Here is a 25,396-nt window from a genome sequence, read left to right as displayed (position 1 = left end):
ATCGCGGAGCTTTTTGCTATTCATTTATTTTATGAGCGATGTCTTTAAAAGTGACTTTTGCATTTGCTCCTTTAGTGCCGGCGACAAGCGCGCCCAGCGCACAAGCAAATTCAAGCGCTTCATCTGGAGAATTTTCTTCTTGATACAATTGATAGATCAAACCTGCTAAAAATGAATCGCCAGCGCCCACAGTGTCTACAACCTTTGTTGAAAATCCTGAGTGAGAGAAAAGCGTGTCATCTTTAAAAAGCACTGCGCCTTCTGCGCCACAAGTCACGCAGATAGCTTCACAGTTGATGAGTTCGTTAAGCGCTTTAAGTTGATCTTCCATATTTTGCTCTTTGATCTGTAAATGAGCGATGATCTCATCAAGTTCTTCATCATTCATCTTCACAAACTGAGCTTGTTTCATGAAATTATAAACCTGCTCTAAAGTATAGTGAGGTGCTCTTAGATTTACATCAAAAACAGCAAAATCAGATGTTGAGAGCAATGCATTAAGCGTTGCTCTTGAAGTTTCATTACGAGCTACCAGCGAACCAAAAAGAAAAATATCTGCTTCCTTAACAGCGGCCTTGTTTTGATCTGTAAGTTCAATAGCGTCCCAAGCCACAGGTTGATTTATGACGTAAGATGCACTGCCGGTTTCATCAAGCGTTACAGTTACTTGACCAGTTTCTAGAGTTTCATCCGTCTGAATAAGTTCTAGGTCAAGATTAAGTTCGCTAACAAGCTTAAGTGTTTCATTAGCAAGTGGATCATCACCCAGTTTACTAATGATCCTTGTTTCTGCTCCCAATGAAGCCAATCTAGCTGCAATGTTAAGCGGTGCGCCACCCAATGCCTTCCTATCAGGAAAAACATCCCATAAAATTTCGCCGAAGCTTACAACCTTAAGGTCCTTCATTAATCCAATAACTTTTCTTCTAGTTCTTCTAGCGTCATTCCTTTAGTTTCTGGCATCATGAATTTTGTGTACAATAATTGTAGCACCATCATACCCGCAAAGAATGCAAAAATTGGCCAAGGGTTATCTTTGAAGATTCCTTCATCGCTATCTAAGAAAATAGGCGTGAGAAGTGTGATCAATGCTGCAAAAACCCAGTGAGTTCCTGTTCCCCAAGATTGTCCGTAAGCACGTACTTTGTTCGGGAAGATCTCTGAGATGAAAACCCAGATCACCGCTCCTTGTCCTACCGCGTGAGATGCGATAAAAATACAGATGAACGTAAGCAGTAACTCAGAACTTGCACCACTATAGAAGCAGTATGCCACGGTTACAAGACTTATGATATATCCTATAGAACCTATGTACATCAGTTGGCGTCTTCCTAATCTGTCGATCAAAGCAAGCCCCACAAATGTGAAAATTAAGTTTACAACACCTAACGCAATAGAGCTAAAAAGTGAATCCTGCTCTGCAAGACCAGCTCTTTCAAGAATTTCTGGAGCGTAATACAATACGAAGTTAATACCAGATAGTTGGTTAAAGAAAGCGATCAAGAACGCCAGAATAAGCGGCTTTTTAAAACGCTTCTGGAAGATGTTTGCTTTGCTTGTGTCTTTATTAAGATCGGCTTCAATTTCTTCAAGTTTAGCTTGTGCAACTGCTGGTTCATGAACACGACCCAAGATCTCAAGTGCTTGCTGCTTTGCACCTTTTTTATACAATAACCATCTTGGACTTTTTGGCACACTAAGAACCATAACAGTATAAAGAATTGCAGGAATTGCCTCTACACCCAGCATCCAGCGCCAATCGTTCGCTCCACCTACACCTTGTAACATAGCGTTAGATAAGAAAGCGATCAAAATACCTAGCACTAAGAAAAACTGGTACAATGCCGTTAATTTACCTCTGTTCTTTGCAGAAGATATCTCTGAAATATACATAGGAGCAGCAACAGTAGAAGCACCTACACCCAGACCACCTATGAATCTAAAGAACGAGAAAGAATATGGATCTGGAGCAAGACCAGAACCTATTGCCGAAACCGTAAATAAAATACCGATCCAGATCAATGAAACTTTACGACCAAAACGGTCTGCTGGTATCCCGCCAAAAAGAGATCCCAAAACCGTTCCCCACAAAGCCATACTCATGATAAAAAAGCCATGAAAGGCAGGAGAAGTGTCCCAAAGTTCTTTAATAGGTTGATTAGCACCAGAAATCACGACAGTATCAAAGCCAAAAAGAAAACCGGCAAGTGCTGTGGTTAAAGCCCATTTAGTTGTTGAATTCATGTAAGAATTTTTGATTTATTCCCAGATGCCCGGTACAGGCGCCAGAGAAAGATTGGTTAGATTATTTTCTGTTGTTATATTAAAAAAGTTGTAAGCCTCATTCGGGAAAAACTGTACACTCATCACCGTCGCACCACCATCTACAAAAAATTCCATGGCAGATTGATCTACATATAAAGTGAAATCTACAGTGTCACCTTCTGCAAAAACTGAAGGAGCGATCAAGTCCTTATCTGCAAACTTATCAGAAAAGTCTGTAACTCCACTTTTACTACGATCTACTTTAAACATTTTTTCAGCAGCGACATAACGTAGACTAAGCGTGTCGCCAGCATTATTTCCCATTGTGTATTCAAAGTCCTTCAGAGGTTGCTCTAGCGTAAATTTAATTTGCGATTGTTGTACTGCTTTATCTTTTACAGGTAGATCTTCGGCAGTATAACTTTTTGCTGTTAGCCTTTCGGCGAAAGCCTTAATAGGATAATTGCGCACCACGTAGTTACCGTCTATATTCGTTAAAGAGAGTTTTCGCGGAAGCGTCATAGAGCTGCGCCATTTTTCTGTGGGTGTTTCCTGGCCGTAATCCCAGTTGCTCATCCACCCGATGAAAATACGATCTTCTGAAGGTGTGTTATTATAAGTCACACCGGCATAATTGTCTGGTCCCCAGTCCAGCCATTTTGCTTCGGTTTGATCTGTGGTGAATTGTTTACCATCAAATTCCCCTACAAAATATTGTGTGCCGCTACCGCCGTTAGGCGCACCGGGATTAATATTAATGATAAGTACCCATTTTTCTTCTTTGCCATCATCTACAGGAAGTTTAAAAAGATCTGGACATTCCCAGACGCCACCGTGCGCGCCAACTTCTAGGCCAAAGTCGCTCATTTTTTCCCAGTTCTTAAGATCCTTAGATTCATAAAAACTTGAGTGATCCAACACTGAAAGTATTAAAACCCATTTTTCTTCTGGTTCGTACCAAAAAACTTTCGGGTCTCTGAAGTCTTTTATCTTTTCGTCGTTAGGCACCACAGGGTTGCCCTCGTATTTTGTGAAAGTCTCACCGTTGTCAAGGCTGTATGCGATGGCTTGATATTGATAATCATCTTTACCTTCTTCTGCGCCTTTGGGCTCGTGATAGGTGTACATCGCAATAAGCGGCGCATTGTCATCTGTACCAAATCCTGAAGTGTTGCGCTCATCTATTACTGCACTTCCGCTAAAAATATAACCAAGCGAATCTGGATAAAGTGCGATAGGCTTATTCTCCCAATGGATGAGATCTTCGCTTGTTGCGTGGCCCCAGTGCATAGGGCCCCATTTTGTATCTTCTGGATAATATTGATAAAAAAGGTGATAAATACCGTCGTTGTAAACAAGACCATTGGGATCGTTCATCCAGTTTGCAGGTGGAGAAAAATGGTATTGAAGCCTGTACGGCTCATTATAGGATTGCGCCGTAGGTTCAGATTTTGCTTCTTCCTTTTGCTGTTCTTTACAGGCAAAAAGCAAGAGCGAAAGCACCATGGGGAGGAAGTACTTTTTCATCGTATTGCGTGTTTATGTACAGGTTTAGTTAAAAAATGTGGAAATTAAAATAAATTATTCATAATATAACGTTTTCGTTTAATTGATTTGTGGAATAAGCCTTGTTAAATTCCATATGCCACGTTTAATATTTTAATTTTACAGCTGTTTTAGTATACCATGAAGAGAAAACTGACATTAAAATTAATAGCCAAGGAACTTAACGTTTCGATTTCAACAGTATCAAAAGCGCTTCGCGACAGCTCAGAGATTAGTGAGGAGACAAGAGAGAAGATCAAGGCTTTTGCTAAACTGTACAATTACAAACCTAATAACATTGCCTTAAGTCTTAAGAACCGTAAGACTAATACTATTGGGATCATTATACCTCAAATCGTGCATCACTTTTTTACGACAGTGATACGCGGGATAGAGCAGGCAGCGAGAGATCATAATTATAATGTGATCATTTGCTTGTCTAATAATGATTTTGATAAAGAGGTTCTTAATATGGAACTTCTGGCTAACGGTAGTACAGATGGTTTTATCCTATCTGTTGCTAAGGAGACGATGGATAAAGAAGATTATCACCATATCAATGAGGTGATAGATCAAGGGATGCCGGTGGTGATGTTTGACCGTGTTGTAGAAGGTATTGCTTGTGATCGTGTTCTTATCGATGATAAAGAAGGAGCTCGCAAAGGTGTAGCTCACATGCTAAAAACAGGATGTCGCAAAGTGGGAATTATTTCTACGTTAGACAATTTTACTGTGGGTAGCCTTCGTACTGAAGGATATATAGCGGCGCATGAAGAGTTTGGTTTGCCTGTAGATGAGAAAAAGATCTTGAAGCTAGACAACATTGATGAACTTGATGATGCTTCTAAGCAAAAGATCAAGAACTTCATCAAGGATAACGATCTTGACGGGATTTTTACCGTTAATGAATTATACGCTGTTGAAGCTGCTCGTGTGATCACAGGTATTGGTAAAAACATACCAGATGATTATTCTATAGTGTGTTTTACAAATGGTAACTTATCACAGCATTTTATACCTAGTCTAACGGCTGTAAGTCAGCATGGTGAAGAAATGGGTCGTGCTGCTGCAGAATTACTGATAAAGAAACTAGAACGTCCAGAAGATGAGGACGTAGATGAAAAGACAGAAACGGTTTATATAGACACCAGTCTTATAGCTCGTGAGTCTACAAAAAGCTTATAAATCAATTCATTTTAATGGCAAGAAAAGGAATAATATTTGATCTCGATGGTGTGATTGTTGACACTGCCGGGTTTCATTATTTAGCGTGGAAGAGCCTTGCAAACGAGTTGGGGTTTGAATTCACCGAAGAGCAAAACGAAAGATTTAAGGGAGTAAGCCGTGTGCGATCTCTTGAAATATTACTAGAAATAGGCGGTATTGAAGCTGAGCAAGCAGAAAAAGATGTTTGGCTACAGCAAAAAAATGAAGAATATCTAAGTTATATAGATAATATGACGGCAGATGACATTCTTCCTGGAGTTAAGCCTATTCTTGATTTTCTGGTAGAAAATGAAGTGCCTATCGCATTAGGCTCTGCTAGTAAAAATGCGAAACCCATTTTAAAGAAAGTTGGTCTTCTACCCATCTTTCAATCTATTGTAGATGGCACGCATGTAAAGAAAGCAAAACCAGATCCAGAAGTCTTTTTAATAGGCGCAAAAGAGCTAGGTCTTGCAAATGAAGATACCATTGTTTTTGAAGATTCTATCGCTGGTATACAAGCTGCAAATATCGCAGGCATGACTAGCATAGGCATAGGCGATGCAGAGATTTTACATGAGGCAGATCATAACTTCCAAGATTTTACACAAATAAGCATACCATTTTTAGCTAACCTATTGAAAATATAAAAGATGAATCAGGATTATATTGTGCCATCGGCATGGTCTATTATTGAAGAAGGATTTGAAAAAGACCGGGTAAAATCCTCAGAGAGTCTTTTTAGTATAGGAAATGGTGTCATGGGCCAACGCGCCAACTTTGAAGAAGAATACTCAGGTAAGACTTTTCAAGGAAGTTATATAGGCGGAGTTTACTATCCTGATAAAACGCGTGTAGGCTGGTGGAAAAACGGCTATCCTGAATATTTTGCAAAGGTTATCAATGCACCTAGCTGGATCGGTATTAAGGTAAAAGTAGATGGAGAATCTTTAGATCTTAACGCTTGCGCGGAAGTGAAAAATTTTCGCCGTGAGCTTAATATGAAAGAAGGTTGGTTAGGCCGAAGCTTTGAAGCAAAATTGCAAAATGGTACAGAACTTAAAGTAAAAGCAAAACGCTTTTTAAGCCTTGATCTAGACGAACTAGGCGCGATAAAATATGAAGTAACACCGCTTAATAAAGATGTGAGCATAAGCTATGAACCATATCTAGATAGCGGCATTACAAATGAAGATACAAACTGGGACGACAAGTTCTGGAACACGCTTTCAGTAAGAGAAGACGGTAATCGTGCATTTATTGAGGCGCATACAATGAAGACTTTTTTTCACGTATGTACGGCGATGACAAATGCCTTTACTGTAGATGGTAAAGAGATCTCGCTTTCGCTGAAAAGCAATAAAACTGAAACGTATATAGGTCATGTTTATGAGACCGATATTCGTGAAGGTGAAACGTTTGCAATTCACAAATTTGCGGGTTACATCACTTCTTTTAACCATGATAAGGAAGAATTGTACAATGCGGCAAATGATGTTCTTGATAAAGCTGTAGAAAAAGGTTTTGAGCAAATGCTCGAAGATCAGAAGCAGGCTTGGGCAGACATCTGGGCAATGGCCGATATCACTATAGACGGTGATGTAAAAGCACAACAAGGTATTCGTTTTAATATTCTACAACTTAACCAGACCTATTCTGGTAGAGATGCGAGATTAAATATCGGTCCTAAAGGGTTTACTGGCGAGAAATACGGTGGTTCTACCTATTGGGATACAGAGGCATATTGTATTCCGTTTTACATGGCGACAAAAGATCAACAAGTTGCCAGAAATCTTCTTACCTATCGTTACAATCAGCTTGATAACGCGATTGAAAATGCAGAGAAATTAGGCTTTACAAACGGTGCGGCACTTTACCCGATGGTAACGATGAACGGTGAAGAGTGTCACAACGAGTGGGAGATCACTTTTGAAGAAATTCACCGTAATGGGGCGATGCTTTTTGCGATCTATAATTACGTACGTTACACCGGCGATTATTCATACATCCCAGAAAAAGGATTGGAAGTAATGATAGGCGTGGCTCGCTTCTGGAAACAGCGCGCGACATGGTCTGGCCAAAAAGAAAAATATGTTATCCTAGGCGTTACAGGTCCTAACGAATATGAGAATAACGTAAACAACAATTTTTACACCAACTACATCGCGCAGTGGTGTTTAAATTTCGCTTCCGCGGAAGCGAAAAAAGTAGCTCAGGATCATGCTAGCGATTACAGTAGAATTGCAGAAAAAACAAATCTCACAGAAGCTGAAGTACAAGAATGGGCAGATGTCGCTTCAAAAATGTATTTCCCGTATTCTGAAGAAAAAGGAGTGTATTTGCAGCAAGATGGTTTCTTAGATAAAGAACTTGTTACCGTTGCAAACCTTGATAAGTCGGAAAGACCTATTAATCAAAAATGGTCTTGGGATCGCATTTTGCGCTCGCCATATATCAAGCAGGCAGATACTTTACAAGGGTTTTACTTTTTTGAAGATCAATTCTCAACAGAGGAGCTTGAGAAGCACTTTGATTTCTATGAGCCATTCACAGTGCATGAGTCTTCTTTGAGCCCATGTGTGCATTCTATACAAGCAGCAAAGCTAGATAGAATGGAGCAAGCATATACGTTCTATTTGCGCACAAGTCGTCTGGATCTTGATGATTATAACAAAGAAGTTCATGAAGGGTTGCATATCACCAGTATGGCCGGTACATGGATGAGTGTTGTAGAAGGTTTTGGAGGTATGCGAGTAAAAGACGGCAAACTTTCATTTGAGCCTAAACTTCCAGATGCATGGGACGGATTCTCATTTAAGATCAACTTTAGAAATCAAATTCTTAAAGTAAGCATCAAGAAGGGCGAAAATAGCTTTAGCCTTGATAGCGGTGATGATCTTGAGATCTTAGTGAATAATAAACCAGTAACGGTAAGCGCAGAAGGTGTAACCGTTGCTTAGTGAGCGATCACACCATAAATTAAAAAGGCCAGCATTTGCTGGCCTTTTTTAGTTTTTAGGGATGTAAACCGTCGCGCTCCAGTTTTCTGCATTGGTATCAACCAGCGGACTGTTGTGATACACTTCTATGATGGTGTCGCTTACTTTCTCACCCTTTTGTTTTATCTGGCTTTGCATCTCTGCCCATTGTCTATGCGAGAATTTGTAATTACCATTATACGTCGCACCATAAGCTTCAAAGTCTGGTATATTCTCAAAAGTAGTATTTCGCGTAAGCGCTAAACTATCGCTCATTTTTAATGGGAAACAGAACTTAAATTTGATGTGTTCTTCATCATGATCCCATTTTTCCATAATAAGCAAAGGGTCGCCCGTAGGCTTCACATTATTCTCGTAAAAGAAATAATCTAGAATGCTAAGCTGATCTAGCATGTTGTGCGCCTTAAAATTGATCTTGGCCTCACTAAACGTGCACACGCAGGTCTTACCAGTAAAGATTGTTTCTTGCAATTCTTGATCAATGCGATACTTTTTCTGTTTCTCGTCCATCAACCAGTTATATTCCTTAAAATAGCTCTTAAGTTGCGTCACATAATCGCTATTAAAAGGGTTTAAAACATTTAGCCTTGCGGCGAAAGGGTGTGAGCTTTCCTTGATATTCACCGTTACTTGAGTGGTAGAATCTGTATTTTTCTCAAAGTTCCACTCAAATAAAAAAGTAGTATCGCCTAGAATTGATCTTTGTTCAAGCTGAGAATATTTTATGGAAGAAAGCAGCGTATCCCGATTGATCTCTTGCGCATCATAAAAGTCATAATAAATGGCAGAAGGACCGTATTTTGTTTTAAAACTGATTTGATAATCAAATTTTTTTACAAAAAGATACCAGCCTAATGCAAGGATCACCAGGCTTAAAAGTACAATACCTATTTTCTTCATTTCGCGGAAGCTACTTGCTCGTTCTCTTTTACAAGTTGTAGATTTTGAATAACATAATTACCCAAGTTTCTACCTTGTTTTAATCCTACTTCAATCGCAGCGCGGTAGTGAATGCCACCATACATACGGCTTATGGCTGCTTCTGCAGAAGCATCATTAAAAGAATCAAAACTACGCACAGGAAGACCATAAGGAACCTCTGTATCGTCATCAAACTGGAAGTTGTCACCAAAGAAATCTGTAAGTACGATACCCGCAGCACCAGACACAACAGAATGTCCACTGGTGTATTCTGGGAATGGTGGCGTTTGTAAAACAGGTAGCCAGTTCTCATCAATGAATTTGTTGATCACTGTTTCTGGTCTTATTAAATTACTGCGGTATTTCTCATCCCAACAGCTTATAAAACCATCTGCTATCGCAAGGCTGGCCTGTGTGTAAGCAGCAACTGTTTTTTCAAAATCAGCATTTGTTTTACGGCAAGCGATCTTTGTGATCCCGATCCAGTGACCACCTGGAGTGATCTTTTTTGTGGCAAACATAAGATGCCCTTTGTGTGTAGATACATAAGGGTTACAATCCCAAAATTTTGCGATCTCTAGTTTTTCTTTAGCGCTTTCATCTTTTCTTAGGTCATTACCAGTATTGTAAACTTCCATTAACTCTTCATGAAATTTACTGCCTTCTTCCATAGAATATTCTGGTGGAGGTGGAGGCATAAACTGGTCTGCACGTCTTATTACAAATGGTCTGATCTTGCTCCAGTGTGGCTCAATACCATCCATATAAGCAGGTGGAGTAGGTTGCCAGCGGCCTTCTTCTTCTGTGCGCACGGTGAACTTAGGCATTGTACGCGTTTGCGCATAATTGTCTTTGCTCATCCATTGCTTTACATGATTTGCAACAGCAACACCATAATCTTTAGACTTTTTAAAAGTTTCTGGATCTATTTCTTCCCAACTCATATAAAGACTATCTCTAAAGGTTGTAATACGAGCTTCTGAGAAAAGTAGCGTTTGTGCGATCTCATAATACGCAACGATACCTGCAACACGATTGTTGAAGTTGGTCGTGTCTGCTAGCTTAGGCGCATCGCTATAATCATTTATCTGACCAGCAAGCGGCAGATAATTTTCTTCATTGGGTCGCATTGCTTCATAAGCTGCAATGTTTGTGTACGCAAAGATTCGGCTGGCAACGGGAGGTGAGAAAATATCGTGAATTTGTACCTCAATAACTTTGTCTACAGCAGCGTGATAATCTTCAGCTGTAACTTCTATTGTGTTAGGACCATTTTCGCATGAAGCGAAAAAAAGTGCTACTACTGAACTTAATAAAGTGATCTTTTTGATCATTAGTCTTCTAATTTATAGAGTTCGCATTTACGGTTGTTAATGGTAACCAGTAAATAAGTTTTGTTTTTAATGGTAATGATATTTAGGTTTTTGACCATTTTATTAAATAGGTCAAGCCCCAGATCATGGGTTTGTAAGCGTTGGGTTTTGCTCTTAAGTAAAATGCCGTTAAGCGCATCAAACCTACCATGATATGGCGTAACGCCAAAATAATTTCCGGCAATTAAAACTTCACTTTTGCCGTCGTTGTCAAAGTCATGTTTAAGCATTGCTCGCACTGGTGCAACTTGCAACTCTTGTGCAAACGGAACAAATGTAAAATGATTGTTAACGTTTTCCAAATATCCTGATGCAAGGTTTTGTATTTCAAATTTTTCTGCTGCATCAAGTTTGTCTTTCCCCACTATTTCTTCGGCGGTTTTTCCTGCAAAATCACTGTATTTAGTGAACTTCTTGCGCAGTGAAATAAGCTGAGAAAAAAGCAGGTCAAGGTCATTGATCAAATAATAGTTGCCGTCTCTTTCTTGCGATATGAGCGTTTCTTTTAATCCATTGCCGTCAAAGTCTGCATGATACATCACCAGTGGCGCTTTCGCGGAAGCATGTAGTTTAGAATTCAATCCCCAGTTGCCCAATAAATAATCTTCATCGCCATCACCATCTATGTCAAACGGAAGGATCTTTTGATACAAGCCGTTGATGTTTCCGTCAGTTGCAGCGGTATCTTCCGTAAAGTTGCCGTTATTGTTTTTTAGAAATTTTGGAGACATCCACTCGCCAACAACAATAAGATCCTCGTCGCCGTCGCCGTCATAATCTGAGAAAATAGCGTCTGTAAGCATGCCCAGTTCTTTAAAAACCGCGTCAGCACTTGCTTTAAAATTACCGTTTGAGTTGATAAGCAATTGCGAATCAGGTTGCGCTCCATAATCAATATTCACGCCGTTTGAACCCAAGAAAACATCCAGATCTCCGTCGCCATCTACATCGGCAAGCCGCACGATAGCTGAGTTTGTTTTTGTAGCGGGTAGATTTTCATCAGCGGTAAAGTTGCCTTTGCTGTCGCTTAGATACAATTTGTCCTTTAAATAATCACTGCGAATGGACTCACCATCACCGGTGGCAAAAACTAAGTCTGGATTGCTGTCGCCGTTAAGGTCTGCAATCGCGATGCCATTTTCTTCGCTGGGCAAAATGTTGTTAAACGCTTCGCCAGCGTATCTCGTAAATCCTGTGTTGTTTTGAAAATAAACAGCGAGGGTGTCAAAACGAGAACTTCCAAAGACTACATCATCCAGGCCATCACCATTGATGTCACCCACGGCAATTCCCGGCCCTTGGTCAGACATCTTGTGCAGCAGTAACTTCTGCACATTAAAATCTGTGTAGTCATTTTCTTTATGCGCATAATCCAGCCCGAGATTGTCCTCAACTTTGGTAAAAAGTTGTTTTGGCTTGCGCCAAAATTCAATCTTTCCAGTTGCGGTTTCTCTGTTTTCTGAGGGTTTTAGCACTAGTGTTTGACCTAGTTGCACATCGCGAATAACCTCAAAAGTATTGTCTGGCCAGAAGATTTTAAGTGAATCGACAGCGTTGTTTTGGCGAAAGCCAAAATGTATTAATGGCTCTGAAGAAGACTGCCATCCCTTTGTGGTGTAAAGCTGTCTTATCATAAGGCTGTCTCCTTGATAAGCGATAACCTTTGTGCCGATGCCCATGGTGTTTTCACTTTTTGGGCGAGGATAAATCTTTAAATAATTCTTGCCGTTTGTGGTGTTCTCATAGATGGTTGCCGGCTGGTTAACGTTGTTTGTCACTACGTCAAGGTCGCCGTCGTTGTCAAGGTCGCCATAGGCAATCCCGGTAGAGATGATGTTGTCGTTTTCTGCCCATTGCGCTTGATGTTTAAATGCCAACTCAGGTGCGCCGCTAAACATATAGTTGCTCACGGCGCCGCTTGGCATCTTCTCAATAGCTTCTTTGTCGATGCTTTTTGAACTTTCAAGCTTTTGCTGTACATCCTCATTTGAGGTGTATTTAATATAGTCAAGGTCGTTAGGACGATGCGGAATACCATTGCTCACAAAAAGGTCCTGGTAGCCGTCTTCATCAAAATCTGCAAAAACCGCTCCCCAACTCCAGTCGCTGGCGGCCACGCCAGCCATGAGTCCGGTTTCTATGAAGTAGTCGCCGCCTTGATTAAGCTGCAACATGTTGCGGGTAAATTGCGGCTGATATCCTAGATTATTGGTACGCAGCTCGTATGTCGCAACATTGTCGTCACCCATGGATGATTTTAAAATGGTTTCATCTTCTGGGAGCATGTCAAGCGTGATAAGGTCTACATAACCATCGTTGTTGATATCTGCGGCGTCGCTGCCCATACTAAAGCGCGAGATATGCCCGAACTCGTCTTTAAGCTTTTCACTAAAAGTGCCATCCTGATTATTGATGTAGTAATAATCGTCCTCATGAAAATCATTACTCACATAGATGTCTGTGTAGCCATCATTGTTAAAATCTGCAGTGGCGATGCCCAGGCCATAACTGTTTGCTCCGCCAAAAATCCCCGCTTCTTCACTACGGTCTACAAAAGTGCCACCCTCGTTTATCATGAGTTTGTCGCCACTTTCTTCTACGCGGGTATTGCGAATTTTAGAAGGCCCAAAGCTATTTGTGGTATGCACCGCGTGATTGAGCAAATACATATCCAGGTCGCCGTCATTATCTGCATCAAAGAACGCCGCATGCGTTGTGTAATCCTCAAACGCGAGATTGTACTCTTCTGACTTTTCAGTAAAGGTGAGGTCGCCGTTGTTTATGAATAATTCATTGTGACCAGTAAAACCATTGATGCCCACCACCGCCGAAACATAAATATCCAGCAGCCCATCACCGTTTACATCAGCCATGGTTGTGCCGGTGTTCCAGGTGGAGTTTCCGGCAACGCCAGCTTGTGCCGTGATGTCCTCAAACTGTAGATTACCTTTGTTGAGGTACAGCTTATTCTTGACTTGATTACCTGTAAAATAAAGGTCTGGCAGGCCATCATTATTAATATCGCCTATGCTCACACCGCCGCCATTGTAAAAATAGAGGTAGTCTAAGATGTTCTGCTCTGGCGTATTAGTAAGCGTATTTGTAAAGTCTATATGGCTTTCGCCAAAAGGCTTCTTAGCAAATAACCTGCTTACCGTTTCTTCCTTGTCTTTTGTACAGGAAGTGAACGATAAAACTAGAGCGAGAATAAGGATGATATTACTGCGCAGTAACTTCAAAAATGCGGGGTTTTTGATTGTTAATAGCGGTTACAACATATTTTCTGCCGTTCTTATCACGAATGGTCTTCAAGAATTTTACCTCGTTGCGCACATTAAAGCCACTTTGCTCATAGTTCTGCCAAGTAAAGTTCATCTTACCATCGCCCAGCAACACGTTACCAAAACTCGCATCCTGACTGCTAAACTGTGGTTTTAATTCAAAGTTGTTACCTGCCATCACAAGGTCAAGAAAACCATCGTTGTTCACATCCTCACAGCTTATGCCGCAAACGCATGAGAACTGCACACGGGGCGGAAGTTCTTTGATTTCAAAGTTTCCGTTGCCGTTGTTGATAGCAACCACTGAGGCCTCGGTATTAACTTCACGCATGATCGCACGCTCTACTTTTGCTTTTTCAAACAACTGCGCTACTGGTCGCTGTGCATAATCAGAAGCTTTAAGGTTGTTTTTCTTTAAGAATGGTAACTGCGAAGTGATTTCCTTCTTCATATGTATAGGATAATCATCGCCGTCCTCACGCACTGTTACTATCTGTTCTATCGTGCCGTTGTCATCATAATCATTGATCCACATGCGCACGGGTTTGTCTTTTGACGCTTGGTAAGGGATGTTTTGCCCTTTGTTACCTAATACAAGATCAAGGTCACCATCATTATCAAGGTCTGCTGCTTCTACTGTATTCCACCAGCCGCCATATTGGTCTAGGGTAGATTCCATTTTTGTGAGGTTGCCGCCGGTGTTCTTGTAGATCTTTGTGGTGTTCCAGTCTGCTGTTACGATAAGGTCTTTAGTACCATCACCATCCATATCTTCCCAGATAGCATCGGTTATCATGCCTGCTTTCTTAACGTTTGCAGCATGTTTTTGTGTAGCGTCAATAAATGAACCATTACCTGTGTTCTCTAACATCATGTGTTTTGGGTCAACCCCAAAAACACCCGGCATACTCCTTGACCCCACAAATAGGTCTATGTCGCCGTCATTGTCGTAGTCAAATGGAGCAATGGTGCTTATGTTTTGATGCATTGTAGGCGGTTGTTGCGCCGAAGCTATGAAGTTACCTTTACCATCATTAAGGTAGATGCGCGCCATATAATACATCTGCATGTCTACTTCATTACCACCAGACCCTATAACAAGGTCAAGGTCTCCATCACCGTCAATGTCTGCAAAGGCAGCTGCTGTGTCTTCAAAGAGATTGTCGAGCTTTAGTTTAGGTTGATCCTTAAGGGTGAATTTACCACCGCCTAGGTTCATATAGATGTTTCCGGCTTGTCCTTTTGCACCACCTATGAAGAAATCTTCATTACCATCGCCGTCTACATCGCCCACTGCCATCGCTGGTCCTTCTTGTGATAGCTTACCATATATAAGACCCTCGTAGTCAAAATCAGAATATTGATTCTCCTCGTGAGCCGCCATGAAGTTGTTATCTATCTCGTTAAGGATTTGATTTTTCTTATTGCCGTGGTTATACTGGTACGTGTCAGTAGCATCAGCGAGTTTCAGGGATAGTGTCTGATTCGTTTTCACGGAAGTGAAAAACTGCGTCTTATTATTAGGCCAAATAACTCTCAACGAGTCTAAGGTCTCAATTTCTCCCAGACCAAAAAGCAACTTATAGTCCATTGAAGACTGGAAGCCGCGCGACGGATTTTGCTCTTGCATGAACACTTTGTCGCCGGCATACGCCAAAAGCTTTGTGCCAATGGCAAACTTATTCTTGCTGTCGCCTTCTAACTGGATGGTTAAAGAGTGTGCCTTGTCGTTCTTGTCGCTATTGTTTTTATAAACAAACGAGGTCATGTTAACGTTATTTACCACAAGGTCAAGGTCGCCATCGTTATCAAGGTCACCATACGCACAACCATTTGAAAGACTTGGGATGCCCAGACCCCAGTCTTGTGCCATGTTCTTGAATTTAAAGTCACCTTGATTCATAAAGGCGTGGTTTGCAAGTTTTGTAACTGGCATCTTGTTTATGATACTATCTATGGCTTCTTTTTTACCATTGAGCACCATCTTCTGGATAATTTCATTGGCAAAGAACTCAACAAAGTCAATATCTGTAAGGTCGTGGTTAATACCGTTTGTGACATATATATCGCGCATTCCGTCGTTATCCATGTCAAAGATGAGTCCGGCCCAGCTCCAGTCTGTCGCTTCTACGCCGCTATAATGTGCAATTTCAGAGAAGGTACCGTTACCGTTGTTAAGCTGTAGTGTATTGTGTATATACTGCTGGTAAAAATCTTTGCTCTGCTTAAGTTTAAAAACATTGTATCCTTCAAACTCCATCACAGACTTCACCCTTTTGTTTGTCTCTGGTAACATGTCTGTAATAAAGATATCGCCGTGACCATCGTTGTTGATGTCTGCCATATCTACACCCATTGCAGATAGGCAAAGGTGCTGTGTGTAATCTTCTATACTCTCAGTAAACGTGCCGTCTTGATTGTTTATGTAGAGGTAATCGCGCTCATAAAAGTCGTTAGACACATAGATATCTGGATAAAGGTCTTCGTTAAAATCGCTTACCATAACGCCCAGACCAAAACCTATGAGGCTTCCATAAATACCAGCTTCCTGGCTCACGTCTGTGAATACTCCGTTGTCATTTCGCAAAAGCATATCACCCACACCTCTAAACTGCTCAGAAACACCTTCCCAGTCTTGCGCTCTTACCTCGCGCTGTGCCGCATACCCCAAGCTACTTACCGGGATGTTGCTATTGTTTAATATGTATGCGTCCAGGTCGCCATCCTTATCATAGTCAAAGAACGATGCGTGCGTGCTAAATCCTGTCTTTGCCAAATTATATTCTGCCGCCTTCTCAGTAAAAGTAAGGTCGCCATTATTGATATAAAGGTCATTGTCGTGGTTGTTGCCTTCTAGGTTACCGGCGTTGCTCACATAGATATCAAGCAGTCCGTCCTGGTTGATGTCTACCATATTCACTCCCGTAGACCAGGGTTTGTTACCCTCAACACCTGCAGACTTTGAGATATCTTCAAACTCAAAGTTGCCTTTGTTAAGGTAAAGTTTGTTAGGAGCCATATTCCCCGTAAGGTAAATATCTGGCAAACCGTCATTGTTGATATCGCCTATCGCTACGCCACCACCGTTGTAAAAGTTACGGTATTTAAAGATGTTGAAGTCTGGCTGATTCTCAACTGTATTCACAAAATCAACACCTGTTTCCTCAGGAGCCATAAGGGTAAACAGCGGGTCTGTGCTCGCTTGTTCTTCCTTCTTGTCCTTATCACACGAAACAATGGTAGTGATAGCTATTCCTAAAAAAATCAATCTCAAGTAATTCATTCCCTGTTCAATTTTAGAAAAATGGGCTTTTCGCCGTTTCTTGTAATTATAAAATACGTATCATTTTTAATCTGCACGGTATCAATGTCTCGAGCCGCGCCTTTGAAATCTAAAACTCTTGCCGATGATTTTGTAAAATCATGCTTATCATTTATCAAAATCATGCCTATCATTCCGTCAAGTCTTCCCAGCTGTGTGCTCACCTCATAGTCATTGCCCGCAATAAGCACGTCTATCGCCCCATCATTATTAAAGTCATACGGGTACATCGCATGCACAGGCGCTGTTTGCGCCGCCAGCGGTAGTCGCTTTTTTACAAAGCCTTTATCACCCTGATTCTCAAAATAACAACTAGCCAACTCCTCAACTTCTTTATGAACGGCCATTTTAAGCTTATCGCCTGGTAGCACATCCTCAAACGAAGCCTGCGCATACGAAGCATAATTAGGGAATTTCTTTTTAAGAAAAGGCATTTGCTTCACTAATTCGTCATACGAAGAAAACGCCGTTTCTTCCCCCTTATAAAAGTAAGTCACCACCGGGTCTACCGTGCCGTTTGCGTCATAATCATACGCATAAAGCTTCACCGGTTTTTCAGGCGACGCTGTGAATCGAGAATTCAACCCCCAGTTGCCCGCCATAATATCCATATCACCATCACCGTCAAAGTCCTCAACTACCACGCTATTCCACCAGCCGCGGGTGTTTTCTAGCTGCTCAACGCTTAGTTTACCGCCTTTATTATGCACAATGCTAATGGGCATCCAGTGGCCCACCGCCACCGCCATACTGCCATCTGCAGACCATTGCAGATCCTGCACATTGGTCAGTTTTTCAACCATGTCGTTTAGCGTATCGTCCACTGCAAATGTTCCATTGTTATTAAGCAGGATGTGTTGTTTAGGGCTTGCGCCAAAATCATTTGCAGCGCTGTTTGCCGTGATGCACAAATCTTGCCAACCGTCGCCATTCACGTCCATAGCTTTTACACCCGAAGCATTGATAGGAAGAAGAGGTAATGTGGTAGTCGCTTTCGCGAAAGCGCCTCCTGTATTTTGATACAGCCGTGGCTGCAGTGCTTCGCCGTTTGTAAACTCATTACCACCGCTCACAACCAGAATATCTAGGTCGTTGTCTTTGTCATGATCCAACAGCAATATTGCCGTGTCTTCGTTAATAGCATCAGCATCAAAAGCGGAAGATTCGCTCATCATAAACGAGCCGTCTGCCTGCTGTAAGTGCACCTGAAGCGGTTGTGCCTTACCACCGCCAAAAACGATGTCTTGCAGCCCATCGCCATTAAGGTCGCCCGTCGCCACCGGTGGCCCCTGATTAGAATACGCAAACGGAATAAGCGGCATTTTGTTAAACTCAAGCGTTGCCGGTTCACGGTGAGAATACCCCACAACCGAGTCAACAACGGTGAGTAGAGCGGGAGGGATGCTGCGAGAAGACAGTCCCGTTTCTGACGCATTTGCCGCATCAAGAATTAAAGTTTGGTTTGCCGTGATACCCTTTAACACCTGAGTTTTGCCCGCCGGCCAGCGTACCACCACAGAATCTATGGTGTTGTCAATGCCCAGCCCAAAGTGCAATCCCGGCGCGACACTAGAGAGATATCCACGGGTGAGGTAATGCTCTTGCGTGAATTTGCCCTGCTGGGTGTAGACTTCTACCTTAGTGCCTATCGCTGTCTTGTTTGCGTTATTTCCGCGCAAGCGAAAGTCAATATAATCATTACCGCCAGTGTTGTTCTTAAAGATAAAGGCCGGCGCGTCTGTGTTGTTCGTGATGATATCTAGGTCGCCGTCATTATCAAGGTCAGCATACGCCACCCCCTGACTTAGCGATGGCTGGTGGTTGATCCACTCACCGTTCTCATTAGTAAAAGTGAGGTCGCCGTTGTTCTTAAAAATATAGTTAGGAACTTTTTTTTGAGGCAGTTTGTCTATCAAAGCGTCGTAGTTGCTAAAGTCGCCTGCACTGAGTTTCTTTTGTATTTCGTCGTTAGCAACATAGCTTATGAAGTCCATGTCATTGGTAGCTCCTTTGATGCCGTTGCTTATATAAATGTCTTTGTTGCCGTCATTGTCAAAGTCGGCTGCAAGAACTCCCCATGACCATTCAGTTGCGGCGATGCCACTCATGTAAGCAGTCTCAGAGAAGTTGAGGTCGCCCATGTTGTAATGCAGGGTGTTTTGCATGTATTGAGGCGCGTAGCCATTGCGTAGGTAGTTTGCGTACGTTTGGTAAGGATACTCTAAACCTGAGGTTTTATAAGTCTCAAGATTTTCGGGTAGCATGTCAAGCGATACGATATCCAGATTACCATCATTGTTGAGATCGGCGATCTCGTTACCCATTGAGAAGTGCGAAGAATGCCCTAGTTTTTCAGGAGCAGTGGTATTAAGTTCAATAAACGATGCCCCCGCCTGATTGATGTACAGATAGTCGTTCTCAAAAAAGTCGTTACCGATGTAAATATCCGGGAAGCCATCATTGTTAAGATCTCCCACAGAAATACCCAATCCATAGCCAGTTCTCCCTTGAAAGATGCCCATCTCTTTGCTCACATCTGTAAATGTGTTGCCGTCATTGCGGTAAAGACGGTCGCCAGCCTTCTCGTCAAAGCTCATACGCGCACGCCCAGAGCCGTAGTTGCTATTGGGATATAATGAGTGATTGAGCAGGTACATGTCAAGATCTCCATCCTGATCATAATCTAAAAATGCCGCTTGAGTAGAGAAACCCGCAAAGTCCAGATTATAGTCGGCAGCTTGCTCTTTAAATTGAGGTAACCCATTTTCATCTGGCCCCTGGTTTACATATAATAAATTGTGACCATCAAGTCCCAGATGCCCGCTTACCTGACAGATGTAAATATCCAGTAAACCATCGTTATTGATGTCTACATTGCTTATTCCGGTAGTCCAGGAATTGAATTCTGGATTAGGGAATGGTGTTTTTTCAAACTTGAAGTTTCCTTTGTTGAGGTAGAGAATGTTTTCATTTTGGTTTGCACCAAAAAGTATATCGATGAGTCCATCATTGTTATAATCACCTGTGGCAAGACCAGCGCCATTGTAGTAGTACAAATAGCTGAAGATATTAAGTCCTTTAGAGTCATCTAGCACATTGCTAAAATCTACCCCAGAATCTGAAGAAGCTACTTGCTCAAACATGAGATTCTCTGGCTCATGCTGGCAGCTACTAACTAGGAGTAGCAGAAGTAGTGGCAGGGTGGTTTTCGCTTTAAGCGATAGATTGATGAACATTGTAGGAGTATTGCTAGCTTATTTGGGTTAGTGTAAAGCTAATAATAAAAGAAGAGGGCTTTTCATAAGAATAGCCCTCTTCCTGGATATATTCAAAATTTAATTTCTAGTACCCTGGGTTCTGAGTAAGATTAGGGTTAAGAATTAACTGACTAGCAGGGATTGGGAACAGATTTCTGTTTGCATTACCTACTTCAGAGCTAGCTTTAAGCTCCCAGTTTCTTGTGTATTGCCCGAAACGGATCATATCGTTTCTTCTCCAGAACTCAGCATAAAGCTCTCTACCACGTTCTGCAAGCATGTCATCCTCAGTAACAGAGTTTAATGCAGAAGCACCTCTTGTTGTTCTTAGAGTATTAACCATTGCAGTTGCATCTTGACCAAGTCTCATCATAGCTTCAGCTTTCATTAAGTAAGCATCTGCATATCTAAAGAAGATCTCATGCTCAGTAAAACCACCGTAACGAGGGTTGTACTTCATCATACGTATACCAGTAGATTCGCTGTTGTTGATAAGGCTTGAGTTACCGTTACCATCAGTGAACGCTTTCTTAAAGGTAAGTGGGTTAGCACCACGATCATTAAGTAAAGAACCATCATAATCATATTGCTGACCAACTAGGAAACCAAAACCAACGTTTGACCCATCAGCATAGCCATCATCATTGCCATCAGTACCGCCTTCAACCTGACCTACAGGAAGACCTGAAGTAGGAACATAACCTCTACGCTCTTCTTGACCATTACCTGGTTCGTTGTTGTTAGGATCTCCCTCGAACATATCGTAGTATTCAGCTAGAGTAGAGAAACCATTCCAACCACCACCAGCGATCTCTGGAGCTTGGTTGTAGTGAAGACCGTTCCACATTCTGTTACCTACAGAAGTAGGGATGAACCAGATAGTTTCGCTGTCAAGCTCATTTCTAAAGATGTCAAAGTAATCGCTTTCTAAAGCATAACCCTTAGCAGTAATAGCATCTACAAGAGATACCACTTGAGTAAGATCTGCTTGATCTGGCTGAGTTCCTAAATAAATGTGCTTATTCAAAAGAACTTTAGCTAATAGATACTGAGCAGCTTCTTTAGTTGCTCTTGCATGAGTAGAGCTACTTGTACCTACACCGCTTCCAGGACCAGAAGAAGGAAGGTTAGCGATAGCTGAATTAAGATCAGAAACCATTAGATCTACAGCAGCTTGACCAGTTAATACTTCTGGGTTATCTAACAAAGATGCTTCTGGATCTCTTACAGGCACTTGACCAAAGTTGTCAAGAACAAAGAATACACCAAGAGCTCTTAAGAAAGAAGCATGAGCAGCTTGAACAGCGCTAGGTCCAGAAAGATCTGATAAAACCTGAGTTGCAGCAAACTGAGTTTGGTTCCACTGGTTGAAAGTGTTTGTGATATACTGGTGGTCAGTTCTCCAGTCGTGCTGGTGAAGCTGTCTCCAGATACCGTTATCACCCCAGTCAGAACCTCTAGTAGGTACTAATTGAGCGTCAGTAGTAACTTCGCTTAACGCGTAAAGGTTAGCTTGATCACCTATCTGACCATTTAAGCTATTGTAGATACCGCTAATAAATAGGTCTACATCACCCACCCCCTGGAAGCCAGGAGATTGTTTTGAATCTGTTTCTTCAATTTCAAGGTCAGAGCAGGATACCATGAGACCTACTGAGCAAACTCCCACGAAAAGCCTTGACCAGATGAATTTTGAGTTTAAGTATTTTCTCATTTTCATTTTATTTTTTGTTAAAATCTTGCGTTAATTCCAAAGGTTACAGTAAGCGGCTTTGGATATGCTGCATAGTCGATACCTGCACTTGGAATAGCTGATGAGTTAAGAGAACCAGTGTTAGTAGCAACTTCTGGGTCTAGACCGCTATATCCAGTGAATAGTAATAAGTTTTGACCAGTAAGAGAGAATCTGATTCTATCAACTAGAGAACCTTCTTGAAGTGTCCAGTTGTAACCAAGACTCATAGTTTGTAATCTTACAAAGTCTGCTCTTTCTAGGAAGCGAGTTGATACTGCTACTGTAGAACCAGGAGCTTCACCGCTTGAAAGAACATCTTCAGTTACGTTCTTAGCTATAGTAATACCACCTGCATTGAAGAATGCGTTATCTGTAGCATTATATACTGAGAATCCAAACTGACCATTGAAATATGTTGCAAGGTCAAAGTTCTTATATCTTAGGTTAAGAGAAAGACCAGCAGTTACATCAGGAATAGCATTCTCTCCAACGAATTTTTTATCTGCATCTGGGTCACCAACACCGTTTCCGTCAACATCTACATACGTAGGGTTACCATCTGCATCAAATCCTGTGAACTCTGCCATATAGTAAGAGAAAAGAGGCTGACCTGCTTGTAGTCTTTGGGCGAAAGCCCCAGTAAGACCGTTACCGTTAATAGGTGCAGTGTCAATTACTCTATCAGTTCCTTCTACCATGTTGTCGTTATAAGCAACGTTGAAAGAAGCTCCGAAATCCCAATCTTCTGTCTCAACGAATCCATAATCAAGAGCAAGTTCTATACCTTGGTTGATTACAGTACCATCAGTAAGGTTTTGGAAGATAGTCTCGATTCCTGGAACCTGTGGAGCAGCTAATGTACTTCTTAAAAGAAGATCGTTAGTCTCTTTACGGTAAAGGTTAATCGAACCGTTTAATCTATCTGCGTTGAAACCAAAGTCAAGACCAACGTTGAAGTCTGTAGTAGACTCCCACTTAAGTTCTGGGTTGTTGTTACCTACAACTACAGTACCTGGATCTGTGATAGTAAGGTTGTCTGTAATACCTATATCAGAGAAACGAGTTCTTCTTAGGAAGTTACCATAACCTAGACCTTCTTGGTTACCTACAACACCAGCACCTAATCTAAGTTTAAGAGTAGAAATGTTGTCTCCTACGAAGTCTTCTTTGTGTAATTGCCATGCAAATGCTCCAGAAGGGAAGTAACCGTAACGGTTATCAGCACCAAAAGTAGAAGAACCATCAGCTCTGAATGTACCAGTTACTAAGAATTTATCATTGATCGTTAAGTTAACACGAGTGAAGTAAGACTGAAGTTCGTCGTAGTTATCAAAGGTGTTACCATAAAAAGCAGTAAAGTACTCAGTGAAGTTACGAGTTAGATCGTTTGTCACGAAAGAGTTTTCAAATGCTTGATCAAAAAGGATACGGTTTACGTAAGCACGGTTTTGATCATAACCAAAGTTTTGGAAACCACCGTTGATCGCTCCAGCGATAGCGTCATACTGATCTTCAAAGTTCTGAGCAGCTGTATCAAAATCAGGATCAAGTACGATACCCCCAGCATTGAAACCGTTTCTGTCAAACTTTTGGTAAGAGTAACCTACTAATGCATCCACAGAGATGTTATCAAAATCTTTCTTGAAGTTTAAAGTAGCTTCAAGAAGTGTGTTTGTTTGATCAAAAGTAGAGTAGCTACCTTGACCATTTCCTGATACTCTGTTAAGACCTACAACATTAGGAGAGAAAATAGTGATAGTTTGAGCATCACTAGTATCATAACCTCCAGTTACTTTAACACTCAATGGATCGATGATCTGGTATTCTGCTGAAAGGTTAGCAAGAAAACGGTTTGTATTAGAGTTACTCTGGTAGTTGTTTAACAAGTTAACTGGGTTAAGCAAGTTACTTCCAGGGTTGAACTCTGGATCGATAGGCCAAGTAGGGTTTGCTGTAATAGATGCACCAATAAGGTCACCAGTAGAACCAGCGCTACCAGATATAGGAGCAGCCTCATCATTTACTCGAGATAAAGTACCTTGGAAAGAAAGCGTCAATTTATCATCAAATAATCTTTGAGTTGCATTAAGACGTCCAGTGATACGCTCTTGTCCAGTATTCTTTACAACACCTTGCTGATCGTTGTAACCAAATGATGCTCTAATGTTACCAGTATTATAGCTACGAGAATAGCTTAAGTTGTTAGAAACGCTAATCGCTTCTCTAGTATAGAAATCTTGGAAATCTGAGTTAGAACCAAAATCCAAAGCAGATGGGTTACCACCATAATCTGGTAGAGCGCTTAAGTACTGCTGACGATCAAGAAGATTATATCTGCTTGCTGGAGTAGCGATACTTGTAGAAGTGTTCAATTCAAACTGTCCACCAGTTCCTCTACCACCTTTAGTTTGGATAATTACAACACCATTTGCTCCACGAGAACCATAGATCGCTGTAGCAGAAGCATCTTTCAAGATACTGATACTCTCAATGTCACTTGGGTTAAGGAAACTTAATGGGTTTCTTCCTGAACCTCCTCCAAAAGCAAGGTCACCAGGAGCAGGAGTTCCTGCAGAAGTTAATGGCACACCATCAATTACGAATAAAGGGTTGTTCCCTGAACGGATAGAGTTTGAACCCCTAATACGTACATTGATACCAGCACCAGGCTCACCAGAAGTTTCAGAGATCTGTACACCAGAAGTTTTACCTTGGATAAGTTGCTCAGGAGAAGCAATCACACCTTGGTTGAAATCTTCAGCAGTTACAGATGCAACAGAACCGGTTGCGTCACGCACTGTAGTTTGACCATAACCAATAAGAACAACTTCATCTAGCGTATTATCGTCTTCTTGAAGCGCGATATTCACTGTCGTTCTTCCGTTAACGGCAACTTCTAATGTAGCAAAGCCCACGTAGCTTACAACTAATGTTGCATTACTAGGAACATTGTTTAAGGTGTAGTTACCATCAAAATCTGTAGTGGCACCATTTGTGGTACCTTTAACTAAAACGTTTGCGCCTGGGAGCGGGCCATTAGGCTCGGTCACCGTACCGCTAACAGTCGTTTGGGCATAGGTAATCGTTGCTAAAAACGATGCACAAACAAACAATACGCTTCGTATGAATTGTTGTTTCATAGTTTAATTTTTAAAAATTGATTTTACGTTTAGCCAAGGGCATTTTGAGTGCTAAATTAGATAAAAATTAGTTTATGAAAACGTTGTAATTGGGCGTGACACTTGTGTTATTATAAATGTAAGTTATACGTTTATAGGCTTTTGGTTTTTTTTAATTTTAGAATATTTCATCATATTCAAAGAATCGTTAGAAGATAGATTTGTTAATTCGATTTAGTAATCATAATTATTCTGAATAATGCAATGAAAACTGAAAAAGGATGCTCTGTGATGGAGCATCCCTTTTCCTAATTAAATGTTAATAACTTTACTAAATTAATTTGATTTTAACATTTAAATCTTTCAAAAGGGT

13 protein-coding genes are annotated in these 25,396 nt (G+C 41.3%); 3 read left to right on the top strand and 10 right to left on the bottom strand.

The genetic code is table 11. The annotated features are described in order from the left end of the window. Positions 1-16: 16 nt before the first annotated feature. The 3 genes from ACZ5L8_RS11500 to ACZ5L8_RS11490 are packed head-to-tail and all read right to left on the bottom strand — an operon-like array spanning position 17 to position 3,792. Positions 17-907 carry a carbohydrate kinase family protein gene (locus tag ACZ5L8_RS11500; RefSeq protein WP_464437629.1) on the bottom strand — a complete coding sequence of 297 codons (891 nt, stop codon included), beginning with the start codon at positions 905-907 and terminating at the stop codon, positions 17-19. Continuing rightward, positions 907-2,244 carry a sugar porter family MFS transporter gene (locus ACZ5L8_RS11495; protein WP_464437627.1) on the bottom strand — a complete coding sequence of 446 codons (1,338 nt, stop codon included), beginning with the start codon at positions 2,242-2,244 and terminating at the stop codon, positions 907-909. Before ACZ5L8_RS11495 ends, ACZ5L8_RS11500 begins: the two co-directional genes overlap by 1 nt. A gap of 15 nt (positions 2,245-2,259) precedes the next feature. Beyond that, the gene (locus ACZ5L8_RS11490) at positions 2,260-3,792 is read right to left on the bottom strand and encodes a glycoside hydrolase family 32 protein (RefSeq protein WP_464437625.1); all 1,533 of its coding nucleotides are present in this window, start codon (positions 3,790-3,792) and stop codon (positions 2,260-2,262) included. Between the two features lie 159 nt (positions 3,793-3,951). On the opposite strand from ACZ5L8_RS11490, the gene ACZ5L8_RS11485 reads away from it, so the two are divergent. Genes ACZ5L8_RS11485 through ACZ5L8_RS11475 form a run of 3 tightly spaced genes read left to right on the top strand, consistent with a single transcriptional unit; the run spans position 3,952 to position 7,976 of the window. Continuing rightward, entirely contained in the window at positions 3,952-4,995 is a 1,044-nt protein-coding gene (locus tag ACZ5L8_RS11485; RefSeq protein ID WP_462597183.1) for a LacI family DNA-binding transcriptional regulator, read from the top strand. 14 nt (positions 4,996-5,009) lie between these two features. Next, positions 5,010-5,666 (top strand): beta-phosphoglucomutase, encoded by a 657-nt coding sequence (pgmB, locus tag ACZ5L8_RS11480; protein WP_464437624.1) that lies wholly within the window; start codon positions 5,010-5,012, stop codon positions 5,664-5,666. A gap of 3 nt (positions 5,667-5,669) precedes the next feature. Further along, the gene (locus tag ACZ5L8_RS11475; RefSeq protein WP_464437622.1) at positions 5,670-7,976 is read left to right on the top strand and encodes a glycoside hydrolase family 65 protein; all 2,307 of its coding nucleotides are present in this window, start codon (positions 5,670-5,672) and stop codon (positions 7,974-7,976) included. A gap of 48 nt (positions 7,977-8,024) precedes the next feature. Here the strand turns inward: ACZ5L8_RS11475 and ACZ5L8_RS11470 are convergent, their stop codons facing one another. From ACZ5L8_RS11470 to ACZ5L8_RS11440, 7 genes are all read right to left on the bottom strand, one after another. Continuing rightward, positions 8,025-8,915, bottom strand: a complete 891-nt coding sequence (locus ACZ5L8_RS11470) for a GyrI-like domain-containing protein (RefSeq protein WP_464437619.1) — start codon at positions 8,913-8,915, stop codon at positions 8,025-8,027. Beyond that, complete coding sequence (locus ACZ5L8_RS11465) at positions 8,912-10,270, bottom strand: vanadium-dependent haloperoxidase (RefSeq protein WP_464437618.1); 1,359 nt, start codon at positions 10,268-10,270, stop codon at positions 8,912-8,914. Before ACZ5L8_RS11465 ends, ACZ5L8_RS11470 begins: the two co-directional genes overlap by 4 nt. Beyond that, positions 10,270-13,548: a VCBS repeat-containing protein gene (locus ACZ5L8_RS11460; RefSeq protein ID WP_464437616.1), complete on the bottom strand. Its 3,279-nt coding sequence runs from the start codon at positions 13,546-13,548 to the stop codon at positions 10,270-10,272. The genes ACZ5L8_RS11465 and ACZ5L8_RS11460 overlap by 1 nt, the downstream gene beginning before the upstream one ends. Beyond that, the gene (locus ACZ5L8_RS11455) at positions 13,529-16,873 is read right to left on the bottom strand and encodes a VCBS repeat-containing protein (protein WP_464437613.1); all 3,345 of its coding nucleotides are present in this window, start codon (positions 16,871-16,873) and stop codon (positions 13,529-13,531) included. The genes ACZ5L8_RS11460 and ACZ5L8_RS11455 overlap by 20 nt, the downstream gene beginning before the upstream one ends. Then, positions 16,870-20,148 carry a VCBS repeat-containing protein gene (locus ACZ5L8_RS11450; protein ID WP_464437612.1) on the bottom strand — a complete coding sequence of 1,093 codons (3,279 nt, stop codon included), beginning with the start codon at positions 20,146-20,148 and terminating at the stop codon, positions 16,870-16,872. Before ACZ5L8_RS11450 ends, ACZ5L8_RS11455 begins: the two co-directional genes overlap by 4 nt. 106 nt (positions 20,149-20,254) lie before the next feature. Further along, on the bottom strand, positions 20,255-21,883 hold the full coding sequence (locus tag ACZ5L8_RS11445; RefSeq protein ID WP_464437609.1) for a RagB/SusD family nutrient uptake outer membrane protein: 1,629 nt from the start codon (positions 21,881-21,883) through the stop codon (positions 20,255-20,257). Positions 21,884-21,900: 17 nt separating this feature from the next. Next, on the bottom strand, positions 21,901-25,044 hold the full coding sequence (locus tag ACZ5L8_RS11440) for a SusC/RagA family TonB-linked outer membrane protein (RefSeq protein ID WP_464437607.1): 3,144 nt from the start codon (positions 25,042-25,044) through the stop codon (positions 21,901-21,903). Positions 25,045-25,396: the final 352 nt, after the last annotated feature.

It is taken from the genome of Leeuwenhoekiella obamensis (genome assembly GCF_055391795.1).
The sequence above is the reverse complement of the archived record's forward strand: the minus strand, read 5'-3'. Positions and strand labels throughout refer to the sequence as shown.